The sequence below is a fragment of the Colwellia sp. SU-HH01217 genome (genome assembly GCF_057543495.1).
On record NZ_BAAJLX010000005.1, the window covers coordinates 74,240 to 92,281 of the forward strand.

Genomic DNA, 18,042 nt, shown 5'->3' on the forward strand with positions numbered 1-18,042 from the left:
TAGCAAAACAATATCAACAACAATATTAAAAGTGATTAACTAAGAAAAATAGAAACCTTGGGACGAGGCTTATCTAAATATTAACGGGCAAACAGTAATCTGGTGATGTACAGTGTATTAAACTCATCATTAAAAAAGCGCATGAATGACTTAATTATCTCTATCTACCTCCTTGAGATCCATTTTATTTTAAAGTTAAAAAAGAATGATTAATCTTTCTTAAGTCATATCAAAAAAAAGGAATTTATGCGATATTACGCAAAAATTGATTCGATATTTATATATACCAATTAAAGGCAGAATAACTAATGAAAGCTCCCTTATTTAATGACATTCTTGCGATTTCACAAAGTATAGCCAGCGCATCTGCAGCAGATAATGAAGTGTTAAGAACCGAAGCATGTAAAGAATTACAAAAGCTTTGTGCAACCAATCAAAATTCATCTAAAGATCACCCTTTACAATGGGAAGCCTTAGCTGACTTTACTGAAGATGGCGATCAAGCGTTAGATATTTACCAGGTGGGTTTGGCAATAGCTGAAAAACTCAACCTTAACGAGTACCGTGCATCGATTTATTTAGCAATTGCACAACGTTATGAAGAGTTTGAAGAAATAAATAAAAGTTTAGAATACGCCGAACAAGCATGTCTTTGCGCGCAAGACATAAAAAGTGAAGAGCTAAAAATTGAAATCGAAGACTTTTTATCTCACCTAAAAAGCCTCTAACATAATGAATAAACCTTTTTCTCAAGCCTGTGAAAATAACAAAGCACCTATTTTATCTATTTTAAAAGAGGTGCTTGTGCATAAACGTCATTTATTAGAAATTGGCTCAGGTACAGGGCAGCATGCGAGTTTTTTCGCGCCTCACCTTCCTTTTATAAAATGGCAAACTAGTGATTTACCCATTAATCATGCAGGTATCAATCAATGGATTGATACCTGCCCTGCTAACAACCTTCTTAAACCTCTAACCGTCGATTTAAATCTTGAATGGCCAACAGCCTCTATAGGAGCAATAGATAGTATATTTACTGCGAATACCTTACATATCGTCAGTTGGGATTTAGTTGAAAAGTTTTTCGAAGCGACTCGATTAAATTTAGCTGCCAAAGGCATTCTCTGTATTTATGGACCTTTTAAATATAATCATCAGTTTACCAGTGAGAGTAATGCGCGCTTTGATCTTTGGTTGAAAGATAGAGATAGTCAAAGTGGTGTGCGAGACATTGAAGCCATTTTGGCATTAGCAGAAGCTGCAGGTTTATCGTTAAGAAGTGATGTTGAAATGCCAGCGAATAATCGTTTACTTGTTTTTGACAAAGCCAGCTAGCCTGAGCTCGGCTTAACAAATATTTCTCTAGGAGCTATTTTTCTTAATTATTCGTAAAATTTAATTGGATATGCATTTACATGTGATGGGGTTTAGAAAAATGTGGCGGAGTGGACGGGACTCGAACCCGCGACCCCCGGCGTGACAGGCCGGTATTCTAACCAACTGAACTACCACTCCGCGATATTTTTCTGAACTTTACTCTGTGAGTACGGTGTTCAAACCGTTGAAAATAAGTGGCGGAGTGGACGGGACTCGAACCCGCGACCCCCGGCGTGACAGGCCGGTATTCTAACCAACTGAACTACCACTCCGCGATATTATTTCCTTGAACTTCACTCGATGAGTACGGCGTTCAAACCGTTGAAAATAAGTGGCGGAGTGGACGGGACTCGAACCCGCGACCCCCGGCGTGACAGGCCGGTATTCTAACCAACTGAACTACCACTCCGCGATATTATTTTCTTGAACTTCACTCGATGAGTACGGTGTTCAAACCGTTGAAAGTAAATTGGCGGAGTGGACGGGACTCGAACCCGCGACCCCCGGCGTGACAGGCCGGTATTCTAACCAACTGAACTACCACTCCGCACTTCACTTTCTTGCTTTCAACAACAACTCGTTGAATGCGGCGGAGATAATACGGTTATGTAGTTGTTCAGTCAACCACTTTTTTAATATAATTTTCTGTCTGCACATTTGATGTACAATGCGCTGCAAATCCAAGCATATTCTTTGAATAAAACCGTGTAGCTGGCTATTTATTCACCTTGGACTTACGCCATCGAATAAAAACAAAGCCTAAAAATACAAAGCCGATAATACTAATGTTAGCCACAACAATCGCAATGATGGTCTCTTTTTGCTTTAATGCTTCTTGCTCTTTGAGCTCTTGTAGTGATTCTGCTAACTCTAAGGCAAACAGCTCCCCTTCTTTTTCTTCATTTATTTCGTCATTAACTAGTTCACCTTCTTTGAGAACTTCACCACTTTCATCAAGAAGAACAATCACATCATTTGCGCTAACATTAAAGCTAAAATCATCAACAACTAATCTAAACTCTCTACCATTTGTTGTTTGTCCAAAAGCCCTAACACTTACTCGGTATATACCCGGCTCAGTATATTCAACCTCAATAGTTCGCGAGTCCCCTTTTTCCTCCATAATTGAGAAAGGTTTCGATTGTTTATCTGGATATCGTATATTTCCTTGAAATATAAGGCTGTCAACATCCACAAATTCACCATCAATATGAAAATGAACTTGATGAAACTCTCCTTCTATATTAGCTAAGTCGACAGACAGAGAAACGGGCGTTGGATGTAAGACGATGGTTTTTTGTTTAACCTCACGGGTAGCCATTGGCAATTTGATAATATAAACCGGTTGCCACTCTCCAGCAGCAAAATCTAAATTAAACTCCCCCGTGAAGATATTATCACCAGAATGTTCGTCGAGCTCGTGTCCATCATCTCTAAAAGAGCTAATTTTAATCGCATCAGCCCCAAAGTTTACAAAAGAAGAGTTATTCGTACTGTAAAAATCAATATCAAGCTGGATAACATCACGAAACATTGGGTTATCAATCGCTTTTTCACCATTAAAGAGTTGACCAGTAACTTTGATTGTTTCTCCCGATAATACAATTTCAGGCAACGGCTCTACTTCAAGACGTACATCTGACATAACCATAATTTTACTATTTGGTTGAATATCTCCTACCGCTTGCCAAGGACCTGGCATAGGCTTTTTAATGCGGATCATGTCAAACGTAGCATCATCAAACCACTCAACACGTTCTTTATCGACATTATCAATTCTTAATTTACTGCCATCAGGACGAATAAGAATGACAGGTTTAGAACCCGATTTTCGGTAAAAAAGTAAAGTAAGTTCGTCTATGAGAGCATCAATGCGAAAACGATTGTCAAAATAAGGAATTTGGTTAGTTACGTTATCATCTTTATAATATTCAACGTTGGGTACTTTTTTTGTTATCGCCTGCTGAGCGCTTGCGTTAAAAGACAAAACAATCAAACCAAGAACACTCTTGATAAATAACAACCGAAAATAACTTATTTTAACCATAAAGGTGCTGCTCCTTTTTGTTCGACAACCGATAACCTTTCTTTGTGGGCTATTAGTTCATCGGCCGAAGCATGAATAACCTTTAATTTTGTTCGTTCACTTGAAACTCTTCTTATTGCAGTCGCACTTTCAGAATCATCGCTATCACCAGCCGTTAAATTTAAAGCGGCTTGTTTTCGAGTCATCTCTATATAAACGTAGGCAAGCAATTGGGCATCAATTAATGCACCATGATAAGTACGATCTACCAAACCATCTACTTTATAAAACCGTGCTAAGTAATCGAGGGTTTTCGGGGAGCCAAATTCATCTTTCGATACTTTCAATGTATCGGTAACCGTACAGATATCATAGGTCATTGGAATGTTTTTTCTCAACATCGCAAACTCGTGATCCATAAAACCAACATCAAATTTAGCATTATGAATAACAAGCTCAGCACCTGATATAAACTCGATAAATTCGTCAACCACTTGAGAAAATACCGGCTTGTCCATTAAAAATTCATTCGACAAACCATGAATATCAATAACTTCTTGGTCCATGTGCATAAGCGGATTTATATAAACGTGATATGTTCGCCCTGTTAATTGACGGTTAATCATCTCAACACAACCAATTTCAACGATACGATGACCTTCTTTAGGGTTAATCCCCGTCGTTTCAGTATCTAAAATGATAAGCCGTTTGTTTTTATCTGAATTATCAATGTTATTTGCTTCATTCATCTGGTTGACTCTTTAAGTTTTTGGTTTTGTCTATTTTTTTTTGTCTGTCTTTCTTTCGCTTTTCGTCATCTTCGAGTATTTCAGGAAACTCTTGAAGATTGATCGTTAACGACTTACTTCGAACACATAATACGATAAGTGCTACAACAATAGTGGTTTGTATTAATAACCATTGCATACTCATTAATTGCCAGTAGGCAAACGCAACAATATTAATCAATAAGTCAAACAATAAAGCTGTAATTAAAATAAGTCGACAATAAGGCCATAGCGATTTAACCCAATCGTTTGCGTTAGGCCGCCGTAAACTGATTAATATCACGACAATAAGTCCTAATGAGCCTGAAATTAAACTCAGAAAGAACATCGAGGTATCAGGGTAAACAAATTGAATAATAGAGACACGATCACGCATATTAGTGACCGACATAATCCATGTCAGATAACCGCGTAATACAAATAATAGTATAAGGTAAACACTTACCGATAGTTTTAAGCAATTGTATTTATCAAAATCATTAAAACTGTAATTTTTATAATCGTTGTTCTTATTGTTCAGGTTTTTATTATTATTCTTCACCGAAACGACTCTTTCTTTCTTCTACAAGTAGCGCTTGCCCTGCCGTTATTGCTTTCACTGTTTTGGAATTAAATTCACGAGTATGTAGAGTATAAACAACCCAAATACTCATTAAAATTAAGAGTATAGGGTGAAAAAACCAACACATAGCAGCAAGTGCAAAATAGTATGAGCGCAAACCATAATTGTACGAGTGTGCTGCTTGGTCTTGAACAACAGCCATTTGCAAAGCGTAGCTGCGTAAACGCTTATTGAGTCCAGATAAATCAATCGGCGAGGCGCCTACCATAACATTTAAAAAACCGTATTGACGCATAGACCAAGTAAATTGAAAAAATGAAACGACAAAAATAAACGCTAACAAACTTAACTTAATTTGTATTAAAAAATGGTCGGGGGCCGAGGTATAAGGCAATGATGCAATGACACTCTCAAGTGTTTCAACTTTCGCGAATAAAGCAAGTATACCTGCAATAATCAGCAAGGTACTTGATGCAAAGAATGCAATATTTCTTTCAAGATTAGCCATAAGAGCGGCCTCTCCAACTCTAATATCCCGTGTCATTACTTCATACATCCAATTAATTCTAAATTGATGCATGCTTCGTGCAATGCAGTCGGTTGTTTTCGCTTTTTTACGGGCAAACCAAGTATAACCAGTCCAAGAAAGGAAAAACACAGCGACTGCTATCATATCAATAAGAGAAAATGGCATAATTTAAAAAGCTTATTGCAGACCTAAAAGTTATGACTATTATGCATAACTTCATCGCGATATTCTTCCTTTTATTGCTCAATTTTTCGAATAATTTATGTCTACTCATTTTGACTATTCTAGAAAAAAATACTTGTAGATATTGTGTTAAGTGATTAATTTTGTAACAATTTGTTTAATAAAGAGTCTAGAGAGGTCATCCCCCTTTAGCTAATAATAAATAAATGGACATTTTATGCGAAAGCTAAGCCGTTGCAATTTTTTAACGATTGCACTAGTTTTCTCCCTCAATCTTAGTTCGGTTTCTGCCGAAGAAAGCTTGAAGCTCAACTCTCTTGATATTCCTTACACCTCGTTATCAGCTGATATTGATGGCGATTTAACTGATGCGCTTTGGCAAGAGTCTTTAACCATTGATCTGAATATTGTTAACTCCCCTTGGAATAATTTACCTAGCCCAATTGAAACCAAAGCAAAAATAATTGAAAACGGTGAATATATTTATATTGCTTTTATTGCTTCGGATCCTGAGCCTGAGAATATTAAAGGCTTTTTAGCCGACCGAGACAGTAGATGGGGTGATGATTTAGTTGGAATAAAATTAGATACCCAGAATAACCGTCGCTTAAATTACGAATTTATCGTTAACCCATTAGGCGTTCAACATGACGGTATTTATAACGAAATGACGGGTGAGGCTAACGATTTATGGGACGCAATTTGGCAATCGTTTGGTAAAATGACCGATGACGGGTATCAAGTTGAAATAGCCATTCCTTACCGCGTGTTAAATTTTGAAGAAGATCACAAAAGTAAAACCTGGGCAATGGAATTATTTAGAATTTACCCTAGAAATACTAGTTTGCGAATTTCACATGTCGCGTTAGATAGAGATAACGCTTGTTGGTTGTGTCAATACCCTGAAATTACAGGCTTTAAAAATGCAACAACAGGCAAGAACCTTCAACTAACACCCGCTATTGTTGCAACGAGTGATCAACATAAAGATATTTACAACGATCAGGCTGACTGGCAAACCGAAAATGACATTGAAGCCGGACTTGATTTACGCTGGGGAATTAACCCAAACACGTCTTTAAACTTAACAGTAAACCCTGATTTTTCGACTGTTGAAGCAGACGCAGGACAATTAAATATTAATAAAACTTTCTCACTTTTTTATGATGAAAAGCGGGCATTTTTTCTTGATAACGCAGAGTATTTCTCAAGTAATTATAATCTTGTTTATACCCGAAATATTGCAGATCCTGATTACGGCGCAAAGTTAACCGGCAAAGAAGGCAAACACAGTTATGGTTTCTTTAGTGCAAATGATACACAAACCACTTTTATCAACCCTGGAAATTTAGGTTCAGACCTAGTGAGCTTAGATGAAAAGAGTTTATCAACTGCTTTAAGATATCGTTACGATTACAATGATGATTTATCAGTTGCAGCTATATCCACATTACGAAATGCTGATAGTTATCATAACTATGTGTACGGGGTCGATACTAAATACCGAATAGATGATTCTAATTCAATGTTATTTCAAGCACTTGGTAGTGACTCTTCTTACCAAGAAAATAACTTGATTTCCCCGGAAACCTTATCAGATCAAGCCTACAAATTTGATTTTTCTCATCAATCTGAGTATTGGGAGTTAGCTGCCGAGCAGCAATATATAGGTAAAGATTTCAGAGCTGATTTAGGTTATATGCCAAAAGCTGATTTTACTCAAAGCGATATAACAGCTGATAGATTATTTTATGGGGATGATAGTAGTTTTTGGTCTCAAGCCACTATTTCTGGCCAATGGCAAATACAACACAATACCAATAATGAATTAATTGCTAGAAGCCTAAGTTCCAGCTTTAGCATTGATGGTCCTTTATTGTCAGCGTTTACTTTACAATTAACACATGCCGAAAAAGTAGGCTTGCGACATAATAAAACGATTGACGCTATTGATGGCAACACGACTCGTTTTACAGAGAATCAATTGAATTTCTTTGGTGAGTTTGATCCCCTCATTAGCACTTATGCTTCAATTGAGGTTATTTTAGGTGATGAAATTGATTATCAAAATGACCGTTTAGGTAATATTACAGAAATTATAGGTAATATCACATGGAATGCCTCTAAGCATTTAGAAATAGATTTGTATCACACATTTAGCCAACTAGATGCCGATGGCAGTTATGTTTATAAAGCGAATTTAACAGACCTTCGCGTTTCTTATCAGTTTAACGTCAATAGTTATTTAAAATTAACGTTAGTGTATAGCGATGTTGATGAGAATGTTAACAATAACCCAATGGTTAATGTTTCAAATATAGAAAAACACTTATCTTCACAGCTGATTTACGCCTACAAGCTTAATCCTCAAACGGTATTTTTCTTAGGTTATTCTGACAGTAATTATCGTGATGACTTCCTGACACAACTAGAGAAAGAACAAAAAACATTTTTCACAAAAATTAGTTATGCTTGGATGCCATAACTTGTGGGTAAATATTAATCAACTAAAATCCCCCATAAGTACTCGGTTTTTCATACATTAAAACCGAGTACTGGTAAAATCAATAAAAAACGTTTCTTGTACTGTTTCACTGCTGGTGCCCGTTGATTTTTTTATTGTTAATTTTAACCATAGGCGCCACACCATTTGCTCTTGAGAGCAACTTCCTAACATAGTTTCAGCAACCATGTCAGTCTGAGTTAATTGATTGTTATTCTCTTTATTAACGGGTGAAAAAAACACTGGGACTTTCCCCATAAACATTTCTTTACCTTCCATATAGGCATCTACCTTGGCAATTTCAGTTAATGTCTTTTCTTCATTATCTAAACTGGTATTGTTTATTGAGTCAGAAGTAGCTTTAAGCGTTAAAAAAATAGAAAAAGGGACTTCTGTTAAAATTTTTCCTTGATCAAAAGCGACTGCAACTCTGCCAAACTGAGTATCAATAAAGCAATTACTCTGACTTTCTAAGCACTGGGCAGTTTTCAAAGTGGGTACATTATTGGTATCTGGTTTACAGGCAATAAGGAAGAAGAAAGTAAATAATAATGTCGTATAAAATTTAGGCATAATGATAACAGTAAGTACTTAAATTAAGTAAAAAAAATAATTTAGTTGATGTAAAGCAAGTTTCAGTCATTTTTTTATTGTAATACATCAAGTTTTCACTAATTGACTAATGACTTTATCGCATTAAGCCCTTATTATACGCATGGTTTATTATCAAGCTAGGTAATTAAGACAATTATGGTCTATAAATATTACTGTTCTTTAATATTTTATATTAAAGATTGGCTTTAATTTAAACCAACCACGTTAATAATTATAATTGCGGAATCCATAACATGACTCAAAGTAATACGTCAGCAGTAGAGTACAACTATAAAGTTGTACGTCAATTTACTGTTATGACGGTAATCTGGGGATTCGTTGGTACACTTATAGGTGTTATTATTGCTGCTCAACTCGTTTGGCCAGCATTAAACTTTGAAACACCTTGGTTAACCTACTCCCGTCTAAGACCTCTTCATACTAATGCAGTAATTTTTGCATTTGGTACTAGCGCTTTATTTGCAACTTCTTATTATGTAGTGCAGCGAACATGTAAAACAGCACTGTATGGTGGCAAGCTCGTCGCATTCACTTTTTGGGGATGGCAAGCTATTATTCTTGCTGCTATTATCTCGCTACCGCTTGGATACACTAGCACAAAAGAATACGCAGAATTAGAATGGCCAATTGATATTTTAATTGCTGTTGTTTGGGTATCTTATGCAACAGTATTTTTTGGCACATTGTTCAAGCGTAAAACGTCTCACATATACGTGGCTAACTGGTTCTTCGGTGGTTTTATTTTAACCGTTGCTGTTTTACATATTGGTAACAGCATGGCTGTGCCTGTTTCTATGATGAAATCTTACTCTATTTACTCTGGTGCTGTAGATGCCATGATGCAATGGTGGTACGGACATAATGCCGTAGGTTTCTTATTAACAGCAGGTTTCTTAGGTATGATGTACTACTTCGTCCCTAAACAAGCGGAACGTCCTGTATACTCTTACCGCTTATCTATCGTGCATTTTTGGGCTTTAATCTCTTTATATATTTGGGCGGGTCCTCATCACCTTCATTACTCTGCTTTGCCTGATTGGGCACAGACTGTTGGTATGGTAATGTCTATTGTATTATTCCTTCCTTCTTGGGGTGGTATGATCAACGGTATTATGACCTTATCTGGTGCTTGGCATAAACTTCGTCACGATCCTATTTTACGCTTCTTAATTGTTTCTTTGTCTTTCTATGGTATGTCGACATTTGAAGGCCCAATGATGGCAATTAAATCGGTAAACGCGCTTTCTCATTATACAGATTGGACGGTAGGTCATGTTCATTCAGGTGCTCTTGGTTGGGTTGCTATGGTATCAATTGGTGCGATGTACCATTTAATTCCTGTTTTGTTTAATCAAGGTCGTATGTACAGTATTCGTTTAATTAACATTCATTTTTGGATGCACACTGCTGGTATCGTTTTATATATCGTAGCTATGTGGATTTCAGGTGTTATGCAAGGATTAATGTGGCGTGCTGTAAATACTGATGGTACGTTAACTTATAGCTTTGTGGAAAGTTTAACGGCTTCGTACCCATTCTACATTATCCGTTTCTTAGGTGGTGTTTTAGTAGTTGCTGGCTTCGGTATCATGATTTACAACATGATGAAAACAATCAATGCGAAAGACGGAAGTCTTGAAGCAGTTGAAGCAACTTAAGGAGCAAACTATGAAAAATAATCATGAAAAAGTCGAAAAAAATATTGGTTTGTTTGTTATTTTTTCCATTATGGCGATCAGTATTGGTGGCTTAGTAGAAATTACTCCTTTGTTTTTCCAAAAAGAAACACAAACCCCTGTCGATAACTTAAAACCTTATACGGCACTGCAGATGGAAGGACGCGATATTTATATTCGTGAAGGTTGTCACGTATGTCACAGCCAGATGATTCGTCCATTTAGAGCTGAAACTGAACGCTATGGTCATTATAGTGTTGCGGGTGAACATGTATGGGAGCATCCATTTTTATGGGGTTCTAAACGTACAGGCCCAGACTTAGCTCGTGTTGGTGGTCGTTATAGTGACGATTGGCATCGTGTACATTTAATTGACCCTCGTGCAGTTGTACCAGAGTCAAATATGCCTTCGTTTAAATGGCTTGAAGATACCATGCTTGATGGCGAGATTACCGGTAAGAAATTGGAAACATTTAATTTTCTTACTAGAAACCGCGGTCATAAAGATGAAAATGGTGAAAATATTCCACTATATTCTGCTGAAGAAATAGCGGGTGCCAAAGATGCGGTTGCAGGCAAATCAGAAATGGATGCTCTTATCGCTTATTTACAATCTCTTGGCCACGCACTTAAGTAATGGCTATGGATTACGGTACGCTTCGAGGGGTTTTTGCCCTACTAATATTGGCACTTTTTATTATTATTGTTGCTTGGTCATATAATAAGAAACGCAAATCAGATTTTGATGATGCTGCGAACTCTATTTTTGATGAAAGTGATGTAAAAAATAATAAAAAAGAAATTAACAAGCAGGAGACTAATAACAATGTCTAGCTTCTGGAATATATGGATTTGGGTTCTTACCCTTGGCACATTAGTGGGTTGTTTTTTACTACTACGCATGTGTTTAAAGAATTTTGCTGGTGTTGAAGAAGGTGAGTCTATGGGCCACACCTTTGACGGCATTGAAGAGTTAAACAACCCACTACCAAAATGGTGGAGTACGTTTTTCTTGTTAACCATCATTTGGGCATTCGGTTATTTAGCACTATACGGTTTAGGCAGTTGGGATGGCTTACTAGGTTGGAAAAGCTCTAACCAAGGCATCTTAAATCTTGAAGAGTCAAAAGCTAAAACAGCTGAGAATTTGAAAGAAGGTTCTCATATCTTAGTACAATATGACCGTGAAGTAAGAGATGCAGATGAAAAGTATGCACCTATTTTTAACGCTTACGCTGCTCGTAGTATTGAAGACTTAGCAGCAGACGAAGAAGCAATAAAAGTAGGTCAACGCTTATTTTTACATAACTGTTCACAGTGTCACGGCTCTGATGCTCGAGGCACAACTGGCTTCCCTAACCTAGCAGATAAAGATTGGTTATATGGCGGTTCACCTGAAGCGATTAAAGAAACCATCTTAAATGGTCGTAAGGCCACAGGCATGATGGCTTGGGGCCCTTCAATTGGCGGTGAACAAGGCATTAAGGAAGTAGCCGCATATGTAATTAGTTTAAGTGGTCGCTCTGTAAACCCAGATCTTGCCGAAGCTGGTAAAGCTAAGTTTGCCATTTGTGCTGGTTGTCATGGTCCTGACGGACAAGGTAGCCTAGCAATGGGAACACCTATGGGTGCACCAAACTTAACCGATAACATTTGGTTATATGGTGGTTCACAAAAAGCAATTGAAGCTTCTATTCGCAATGGTCGAGCTGGTGTAATGCCACCATGGAAAGACATTCTTGGCGAAGAAAAAGTGCATGTTATTAGCGCTTATGTTTATAGTCTTTCTCAAGATAAATAATGCTTCATCATTAGCGTTAAGTTAACGTAAAAATAAAGGGCTTGTTAATTACTTAACAAGCCCTTTTTCTTTCTTAGTTTTTAATTTAAGTGCTTTGATAGATAAGCGTTTATACAATCCCTAGCCCAGTACTTCAAGTAAGGCTTCTACAGGGTGGCGTGGCTTCATACCTGCTAATCGTTTTACTTGGCTTCGACATGAAAAACCTGTAGCCAACACTTGTTCATCTGCTAAATCGTTAAGCTTACCCTGCCAACTCATGGTAAATAAGTCTTTAGAGTTTTCTAGATTAGATTTTTCATGACCATAAGTCCCCGCCATGCCGCAACAACCTAGAGGAACTTTGTCTAATGATAAACCAAAAGCGGTAAAAATATTCAGCCATTGATCTTCACTTTTAACTAGCGCTGTTTTCTCAGTGCAATGGGCAAATAATTTGTATCGAATATCATTAGCTTTCAGCTTTTGCTCTGTGACACGCTCATTTTGTTGAATTTCATTGATTAACCATTCATGAGCAAGAATAACCTCAAAATCGCCACGTTCACTGCCCAAAATTTGTTTATATTCATCTCGATAACAAAGTACTAAAGAAGCGTCCATGCCAATCATAGGGATACCTAATTGTTGCAGTTGATTTAAAAACTGCGCTGACGATTTGGCTGTTTTAGCAAAACGCGATAAAAAGCCTTTTACGTGTTGTGCTTTACCATTAGGTTTGAAGGGCAATAAAATAGGAATTAAACCAAGCTTATCTACTAACTTCATCATAGCTTGTACGGTTTTCGCATCATAAAAAGAGGTAAACGGATCTTGTACAATAAGTACATAATCTTTACGCTGTTTTTCAGTCAACGCTTGTAATTTAGCTAAATCAAATGAGCAAAAGCCCGCTGTTTTAACTCGTTCTTTTAATGTAGGAACAGAAAGCAAAGGGGTATCAACATAACCAATAGTTGCGCTAGAAAACTTATCGTAGAGTTTAGTCTTTAAGACGCTATTCACTACTGTGGGCGCTTTGGCTAATATAGGCGCTAACACTTCAACATTAGCAACTAAATGATCTTTTAGAGGTCTAGAGTAACGAGAATGATATAAGTTAATAAAGCGCGCTCTAAAGTCAGGCACATCAACTTTAATAGGACATTGGCTAGCGCAAGCTTTACATGCTAAACATCCCGACATCGCTTCCATAACTTCATGAGAGAAATCATCTTGATTAGTTTTATCAAATTTATGTTTAACTTTATTGATACTACGTTCTAATAACGCTTTTACTGACCAACCATTAATATTCTCTTCTAATGCTAAAACATCAACGCCCTGCTTTTCTAACAACCTTAACCATTCGCGCATCAGACCGGCTCTGCCTTTCGGTGAATGCCTTCTATCTCGTGTTACCTTACTCGATGGACACATTGGACTGTCAGCATCATAGTTAAAGCACAAACCGTTACCGTTACAGTCTAGTGCTGAGCTAAAAGAGTCTTTAACAACGACAGAAATTTGTTTGTCGAAATGTCCGCGTTTTTGATCATCAACAGACACTAAAGACTCTGTCGATTCGATCGGCGTGCAAATTTTTCCGGGATTCATCTTATTAAGCGGATCAAAGACACTCTTAATTTTTCTTAGTTCGGTAAAAAGCTGTTGACCAAAAAACTCAGGACCGTATTCAGAGCGATATCCTTTGCCGTGTTCACCCCACATTAAACCACCATATTTAGCGGTTAATGCAACAACCTGATCGGATATTTCTCTTAGTAGTTTCTCTTGGTTTTCATCACACATATCCAGTGCCGGACGTACATGTAACACACCAGCATCAACGTGACCGAACATGCCATAATGTAAACCGTGACTATCGAGTAATTGGCGAAACTCTGCAATAAAGTCCGCTAATTTTTCAGGAGGAACCGCGGTGTCTTCAGCAAATGCTAACGGTTTAGGGTTGCCATTTTTTTCACCTTCAAAGCCTGCACCTAATAAACCAACCGCCTTTTTACGCATACCATACAGTTTACCAATACTGGTAAGGTCTGAGGTTACTTGATAACCAATGACACCTTTATCGCTAGTTTCACTGTCGATAATATCCTGGTCAAGTTGTTGAGTCAGTTGAGCGACCTGCTCAGCCAAAGCTTCTACGCTTTCACCGTTGTATTCAACAATATTAATGCCATCCATCACTTTATTGGGTACATCTGTTATTAAATCACTCACAGAGTGCCAAACAATATCTTGTTTCGCGAGTGATAATACTTTTGAATCAATCGTTTCTACAGATGTGGCTTTCGCTTTAACTAACGCAGGAGAGTGACGCAGCGCTGAATCAAAACTATTATACTTAATATTAATTAATGTTTTTGCTGTAGCTATTTTGGTTAGGTTTAACTTTGCTTCACAGACAAAAGCTAATGAGCCTTCAGAGCCAGTGATTAATCGGCTTAAATCAAAAGTGGTTAGCTCGTCATTAAAAACATTTTCTAAATCATAGCCCGTTAAAAATCGATTTAAACGAGGAAATTTGTCTAAAATAAGTGCACGATTGTCTCGACAAGCATTAAGAGCTTGTTTAACAATTTTTCCATGGCTACTGTCGGTTTTTGCTAATTGTTCAGCTTCTTCAATAGAAAGTGGAGACGTTGATAGGTAATCACCATTAATCAATACCGACTCTAACCCTAAAACATGATCAGATGTTTTACCATACACTAATGACCCTTGACCTGAAGCATCGGTGTTGATCATGCCCCCAATAGTTGCTCGGTTACTAGTTGATAAATCTGGTGAAAAGAAAAAACCATACGGGCGTAAATAGTCATTGAGTTGATCCTTTACCACACCTGCTTCAACCCTTACCCAGTTTTCTTCAACGTTAATTTCTAAAATACGATTCATGTATTTTGATAAATCAACAACAACGCCTGGAGTTAAGCTTTGACCATTAGTTCCCGTGCCTCCGCCTCTAGCACTAAACTTAATGTCATTAAACTTAGCACTTGAAGCGAGTAAGCAAATAATTTGAATATCTTTTTGTGTTCTAGGGTGCAAGACCAACTGAGGTAGCTGCTGGTAAATACTGTTATCGGTTGCCACACTTAACCGCGCACCATAACTGGTATTAATATCGCCAGAAAATTGTTGAGAGATTAGCGATTGAGAAAATTCTTGATATAACTCAGAAACAAGGCTTTGAGGGTCTAACCGAGGTAGCATAATGATTAATTTTTAACAGCTTTTTGATGGCTAGCAGTATATCAGAGCTTTTCTTAAAAGTGAGTAAAATAATAAGGGCCAATAAAAAAGCCTAAGAACATTTGCATATAGTTAATGCATTACTCTTAGACTTAATTAGTAAGCTTTACCGCTGTATTAGTTAAAATTGCATTTAAAATGCAAAATTTAAATAGTGGCTATTTATGCTGTTCAGCTAAATATAACCAAGTTGGCAAAACTGTATCAGGGTTTAATGACACACTATCAATGCCTTTTTCAACCAACCATGCAGCGAAGTCTGCATGATCTGATGGACCCTGACCACAAATACCAACATATTTACCGCGCGCTTTACAGGCTTTTATCGCCATTTCTAATAGCACTTTAATGGCAGGATCTCGCTCATCAAATAAATGCGCGATTAAACCAGAATCTCTATCTAAACCTAAGGTTAACTGTGTTAAATCGTTAGAACCAATAGAGAATCCATCAAAATAATCTAAAAATTGATCGGCTAGTAAAGCATTAGACGGCAGTTCACACATCATAATAATGCGTAAACCGTTTTCACCACGCTTCAAGCCATGCTCAGCTAAAATATTAATAACAGCTTCTGCTTCGCCTAATGTACGAACGAATGGGATCATGACTTCTACATTGGTTAATCCCATGTCATTACGCACGCGTTTTATTGCTTCGCATTCTAAAGCAAAACACTCTCTGAAATCTTTTGAGATATAACGTGCAGCACCACGATAACCAATCATAGGATTTTCTTCTTCAGGCTCAAATTCTTCTCCGCCCACAAGGTTGGCATATTCATTAGATTTGAAATCAGACATACGCACAATCACTTTTTCAGGAGCAAATGCAGCAGCAAGTGTTGAAATACCTTCGGTAAGTTTGGCAATATAAAACTCTACAGGACTGTCGTAACCCGCAATTATATCATTAATTTCTTCTTTCAAATCGGCAGGTTGCTCATCAAAATTAAGTAATGCTTTGGGATGAACACCAATCATTTTATTAATAATAAATTCAAGTCGCGCTAAACCAATACCAGAATGAGGCAAACGAGCAAAAGAGAAAGCACGATCAGGGTTACCGACATTCATCATTATTTTAAGCGGCAGTTCAGGCATGGCATCAATTTCAGATTTAGTGACAGTAAAATCAAGCTCTCCGTCATAAATAAAACCGGTATCACCTTCTGCACACGAAACTGTTATTTTATCGCCTGTTTTAATTTTACTGGTGGCATCACCACAACCAACAACAGCAGGGATCCCCATTTCACGTGCAATAATTGCTGCATGACATGTGCGTCCGCCACGATTAGTAACGATAGCAGAAGCACGTTTCATGATTGGTTCCCAGTCAGGATCGGTCATATCGGTCACCAGTACATCGCCCGGTTGAATTTTATCCATTTCATCTAGTGAGGCTAAAACTTTTGCTTCACCAGAGCCTATTTTTTGCCCAATAGAGCGTCCTTCACAAACAATATTCGCACTGCTTTGTAGTTGATATTGTTCCATTACATTACCGGTTTCACGACTTTTTACTGTTTCAGGGCGTGCTTGAACAATGTAAAGTTTACCGTCTAAGCCATCTTTTGCCCACTCAATATCCATTGGACATTTGTAATGCTCAGCAATAATAACCGCTTGTTTAGCAAGCTCTTGCACTTCAGCATCGGTCAATGAAAATCGGTTTGAATCCTTCTCATCAATATCAACAATTTCAACTTGTTTACCGTGTTCGCCACTATCTGAATAAACCATTTTAATGGCTTTGCTACCAATATTACGGCGAACAACAGCAGGTTTACCTTTGGCTAATGTTGGTTTGTGTACATAAAACTCATCTGGGTTAACCGCCCCTTGTACAACCATTTCGCCAAGACCAAATGAAGAAGTAATAAAGACCACATCTTCAAAGCCAGACTCTGTATCAATTGAGAACATAACACCAGAAGCTGCAATATCGCTGCGCACCATGCGCTGAATGCCTGCAGAAAGTGCAACACCACGATGATCGTAACCTTGGTGAACACGATAAGAAATAGCCCTATCGTTAAAGAGAGATGCAAAAACATGTTTAATGGCTAAAAATACCGCGTCCATGCCTCGCACATTTAAAAAGGTTTCTTGTTGACCAGCAAACGAGGCATCAGGCATATCTTCCGCTGTTGCTGATGAGCGAACGGCAAAAGAAGCATCATCAACAAAACCCGCTGCAAGTTGCTGATACGCTTGTTCAATGGCTTTTTGCATGTCAGGTAAAAATGGTGTGTCGATAATCCATTGACGAATCGACTCTCCAGCTTTTGCCAGCGCAGATAAATCGTCCACATTTAAATCATCAAGCAATTTATAAATTTTATCGTTAAGACCGCTTTGCTCAAGAAACTCATTAAAGGCAAAAGAAGTAGTCGCAAAGCCACCAGGAACTTGTACCCCCACGTTTGCTAAATTTGAAATCATCTCACCAAGTGATGCATTTTTACCGCCTACACGATCCACATCACCCATGCCTAAGTTTTCATACCAAAGTACATAATCTTGCACAACAAAATCTCCAAAAAAGATAAAAAAGTGTGAGTCTTACTCTTTTAGTTCACTAAAAATAGAGTAAGCTAATACCAATAAAATTATTTGTATTAACTGATATTCTACACTGGCAAATAGTGAAACAAAAATAGTTATTCGGTATAAATGTGACATTAATTAGTGCCTAGCTATAACAAAAAGATCTTATCCG

14 protein-coding genes and 4 tRNA genes are annotated in these 18,042 nt (G+C 37.5%); 7 read left to right on the plus strand and 11 right to left on the minus strand.

Annotated features, from left to right (window positions below):
* Window positions 1–308 precede the first annotated feature (308 nt).
* Together AC27G3_RS08230 and AC27G3_RS08235 are read left to right on the plus strand one after the other, a co-directional pair.
* Window positions 309–728, plus strand: coding sequence for a hypothetical protein (locus AC27G3_RS08230; protein ID WP_487120534.1), 420 nt, complete (start codon window positions 309–311; stop codon window positions 726–728).
* Between the two features lie 4 nt (window positions 729–732).
* Window positions 733–1,335, plus strand: a complete 603-nt coding sequence (locus AC27G3_RS08235) for a DUF938 domain-containing protein (RefSeq protein ID WP_487120536.1) — start codon at window positions 733–735, stop codon at window positions 1,333–1,335.
* A 103-nt stretch (window positions 1,336–1,438) separates the two neighbouring features.
* On the opposite strand, the gene AC27G3_RS08240 is transcribed toward AC27G3_RS08235, so the two are convergent.
* From AC27G3_RS08240 to AC27G3_RS08275, 8 genes are all read right to left on the minus strand, one after another.
* Window positions 1,439–1,515, minus strand: a tRNA-Asp gene (locus AC27G3_RS08240).
* A gap of 57 nt (window positions 1,516–1,572) precedes the next feature.
* Window positions 1,573–1,649, minus strand: a tRNA-Asp gene (locus AC27G3_RS08245).
* A 60-nt stretch (window positions 1,650–1,709) separates the two neighbouring features.
* Window positions 1,710–1,786: transfer RNA gene (locus AC27G3_RS08250), tRNA-Asp, on the minus strand.
* Window positions 1,787–1,847: 61 nt separating this feature from the next.
* Window positions 1,848–1,924: transfer RNA gene (locus tag AC27G3_RS08255), tRNA-Asp, on the minus strand.
* A gap of 168 nt (window positions 1,925–2,092) precedes the next feature.
* The gene (locus AC27G3_RS08260; protein WP_487120538.1) at window positions 2,093–3,424 is read right to left on the minus strand and encodes a TIGR03503 family protein; all 1,332 of its coding nucleotides are present in this window, start codon (window positions 3,422–3,424) and stop codon (window positions 2,093–2,095) included.
* A complete protein-coding gene (gene dnaQ / locus AC27G3_RS08265; protein WP_487120540.1) occupies window positions 3,412–4,152 on the minus strand; it encodes a DNA polymerase III subunit epsilon in 741 nt (246 codons plus the stop codon). Before dnaQ ends, AC27G3_RS08260 begins: the two co-directional genes overlap by 13 nt.
* Entirely contained in the window at window positions 4,145–4,732 is a 588-nt protein-coding gene (locus AC27G3_RS08270; protein ID WP_487120542.1) for a DUF2919 family protein, read from the minus strand. The genes dnaQ and AC27G3_RS08270 overlap by 8 nt, the downstream gene beginning before the upstream one ends.
* A complete protein-coding gene (locus AC27G3_RS08275; RefSeq protein ID WP_487120544.1) occupies window positions 4,722–5,447 on the minus strand; it encodes a DUF599 domain-containing protein in 726 nt (241 codons plus the stop codon). The genes AC27G3_RS08270 and AC27G3_RS08275 overlap by 11 nt, the downstream gene beginning before the upstream one ends.
* Window positions 5,448–5,682: 235 nt before the next feature.
* Between AC27G3_RS08275 and AC27G3_RS08280 the strand changes: the two genes are divergently transcribed.
* On the plus strand, window positions 5,683–7,950 hold the full coding sequence (locus AC27G3_RS08280; RefSeq protein WP_487120545.1) for a carbohydrate binding family 9 domain-containing protein: 2,268 nt from the start codon (window positions 5,683–5,685) through the stop codon (window positions 7,948–7,950).
* Between the two features lie 57 nt (window positions 7,951–8,007).
* Here the strand turns inward: AC27G3_RS08280 and AC27G3_RS08285 are convergent, their stop codons facing one another.
* Window positions 8,008–8,541, minus strand: coding sequence for a hypothetical protein (locus AC27G3_RS08285; protein WP_487120547.1), 534 nt, complete (start codon window positions 8,539–8,541; stop codon window positions 8,008–8,010).
* A 275-nt stretch (window positions 8,542–8,816) separates the two neighbouring features.
* On the opposite strand from AC27G3_RS08285, the gene ccoN reads away from it, so the two are divergent.
* The 4 genes from ccoN to ccoP are packed head-to-tail and all read left to right on the plus strand — an operon-like array spanning window position 8,817 to window position 12,060.
* Window positions 8,817–10,241, plus strand: a complete 1,425-nt coding sequence (ccoN, locus tag AC27G3_RS08290) for a cytochrome-c oxidase, cbb3-type subunit I (protein WP_487120549.1) — start codon at window positions 8,817–8,819, stop codon at window positions 10,239–10,241.
* Between the two features lie 10 nt (window positions 10,242–10,251).
* The gene (gene ccoO / locus AC27G3_RS08295; RefSeq protein ID WP_487120551.1) at window positions 10,252–10,896 is read left to right on the plus strand and encodes a cytochrome-c oxidase, cbb3-type subunit II; all 645 of its coding nucleotides are present in this window, start codon (window positions 10,252–10,254) and stop codon (window positions 10,894–10,896) included.
* A 5-nt stretch (window positions 10,897–10,901) separates the two neighbouring features.
* Complete coding sequence (locus AC27G3_RS08300; protein WP_487120553.1) at window positions 10,902–11,093, plus strand: cbb3-type cytochrome oxidase subunit 3; 192 nt, start codon at window positions 10,902–10,904, stop codon at window positions 11,091–11,093.
* The gene (ccoP, locus tag AC27G3_RS08305) at window positions 11,086–12,060 is read left to right on the plus strand and encodes a cytochrome-c oxidase, cbb3-type subunit III (protein WP_487120555.1); all 975 of its coding nucleotides are present in this window, start codon (window positions 11,086–11,088) and stop codon (window positions 12,058–12,060) included. The genes AC27G3_RS08300 and ccoP overlap by 8 nt, the downstream gene beginning before the upstream one ends.
* 120 nt (window positions 12,061–12,180) lie before the next feature.
* Here ccoP and ydiJ read toward each other — a convergent pair whose 3' ends face one another.
* Together ydiJ and ppsA are read right to left on the minus strand one after the other, a co-directional pair.
* The gene (ydiJ, locus tag AC27G3_RS08310; RefSeq protein ID WP_487120557.1) at window positions 12,181–15,279 is read right to left on the minus strand and encodes a D-2-hydroxyglutarate dehydrogenase YdiJ; all 3,099 of its coding nucleotides are present in this window, start codon (window positions 15,277–15,279) and stop codon (window positions 12,181–12,183) included.
* A gap of 197 nt (window positions 15,280–15,476) precedes the next feature.
* On the minus strand, window positions 15,477–17,849 hold the full coding sequence (gene ppsA, locus AC27G3_RS08315; protein WP_487120559.1) for a phosphoenolpyruvate synthase: 2,373 nt from the start codon (window positions 17,847–17,849) through the stop codon (window positions 15,477–15,479).
* Between the last annotated feature and the right edge of the window lie 193 nt (window positions 17,850–18,042).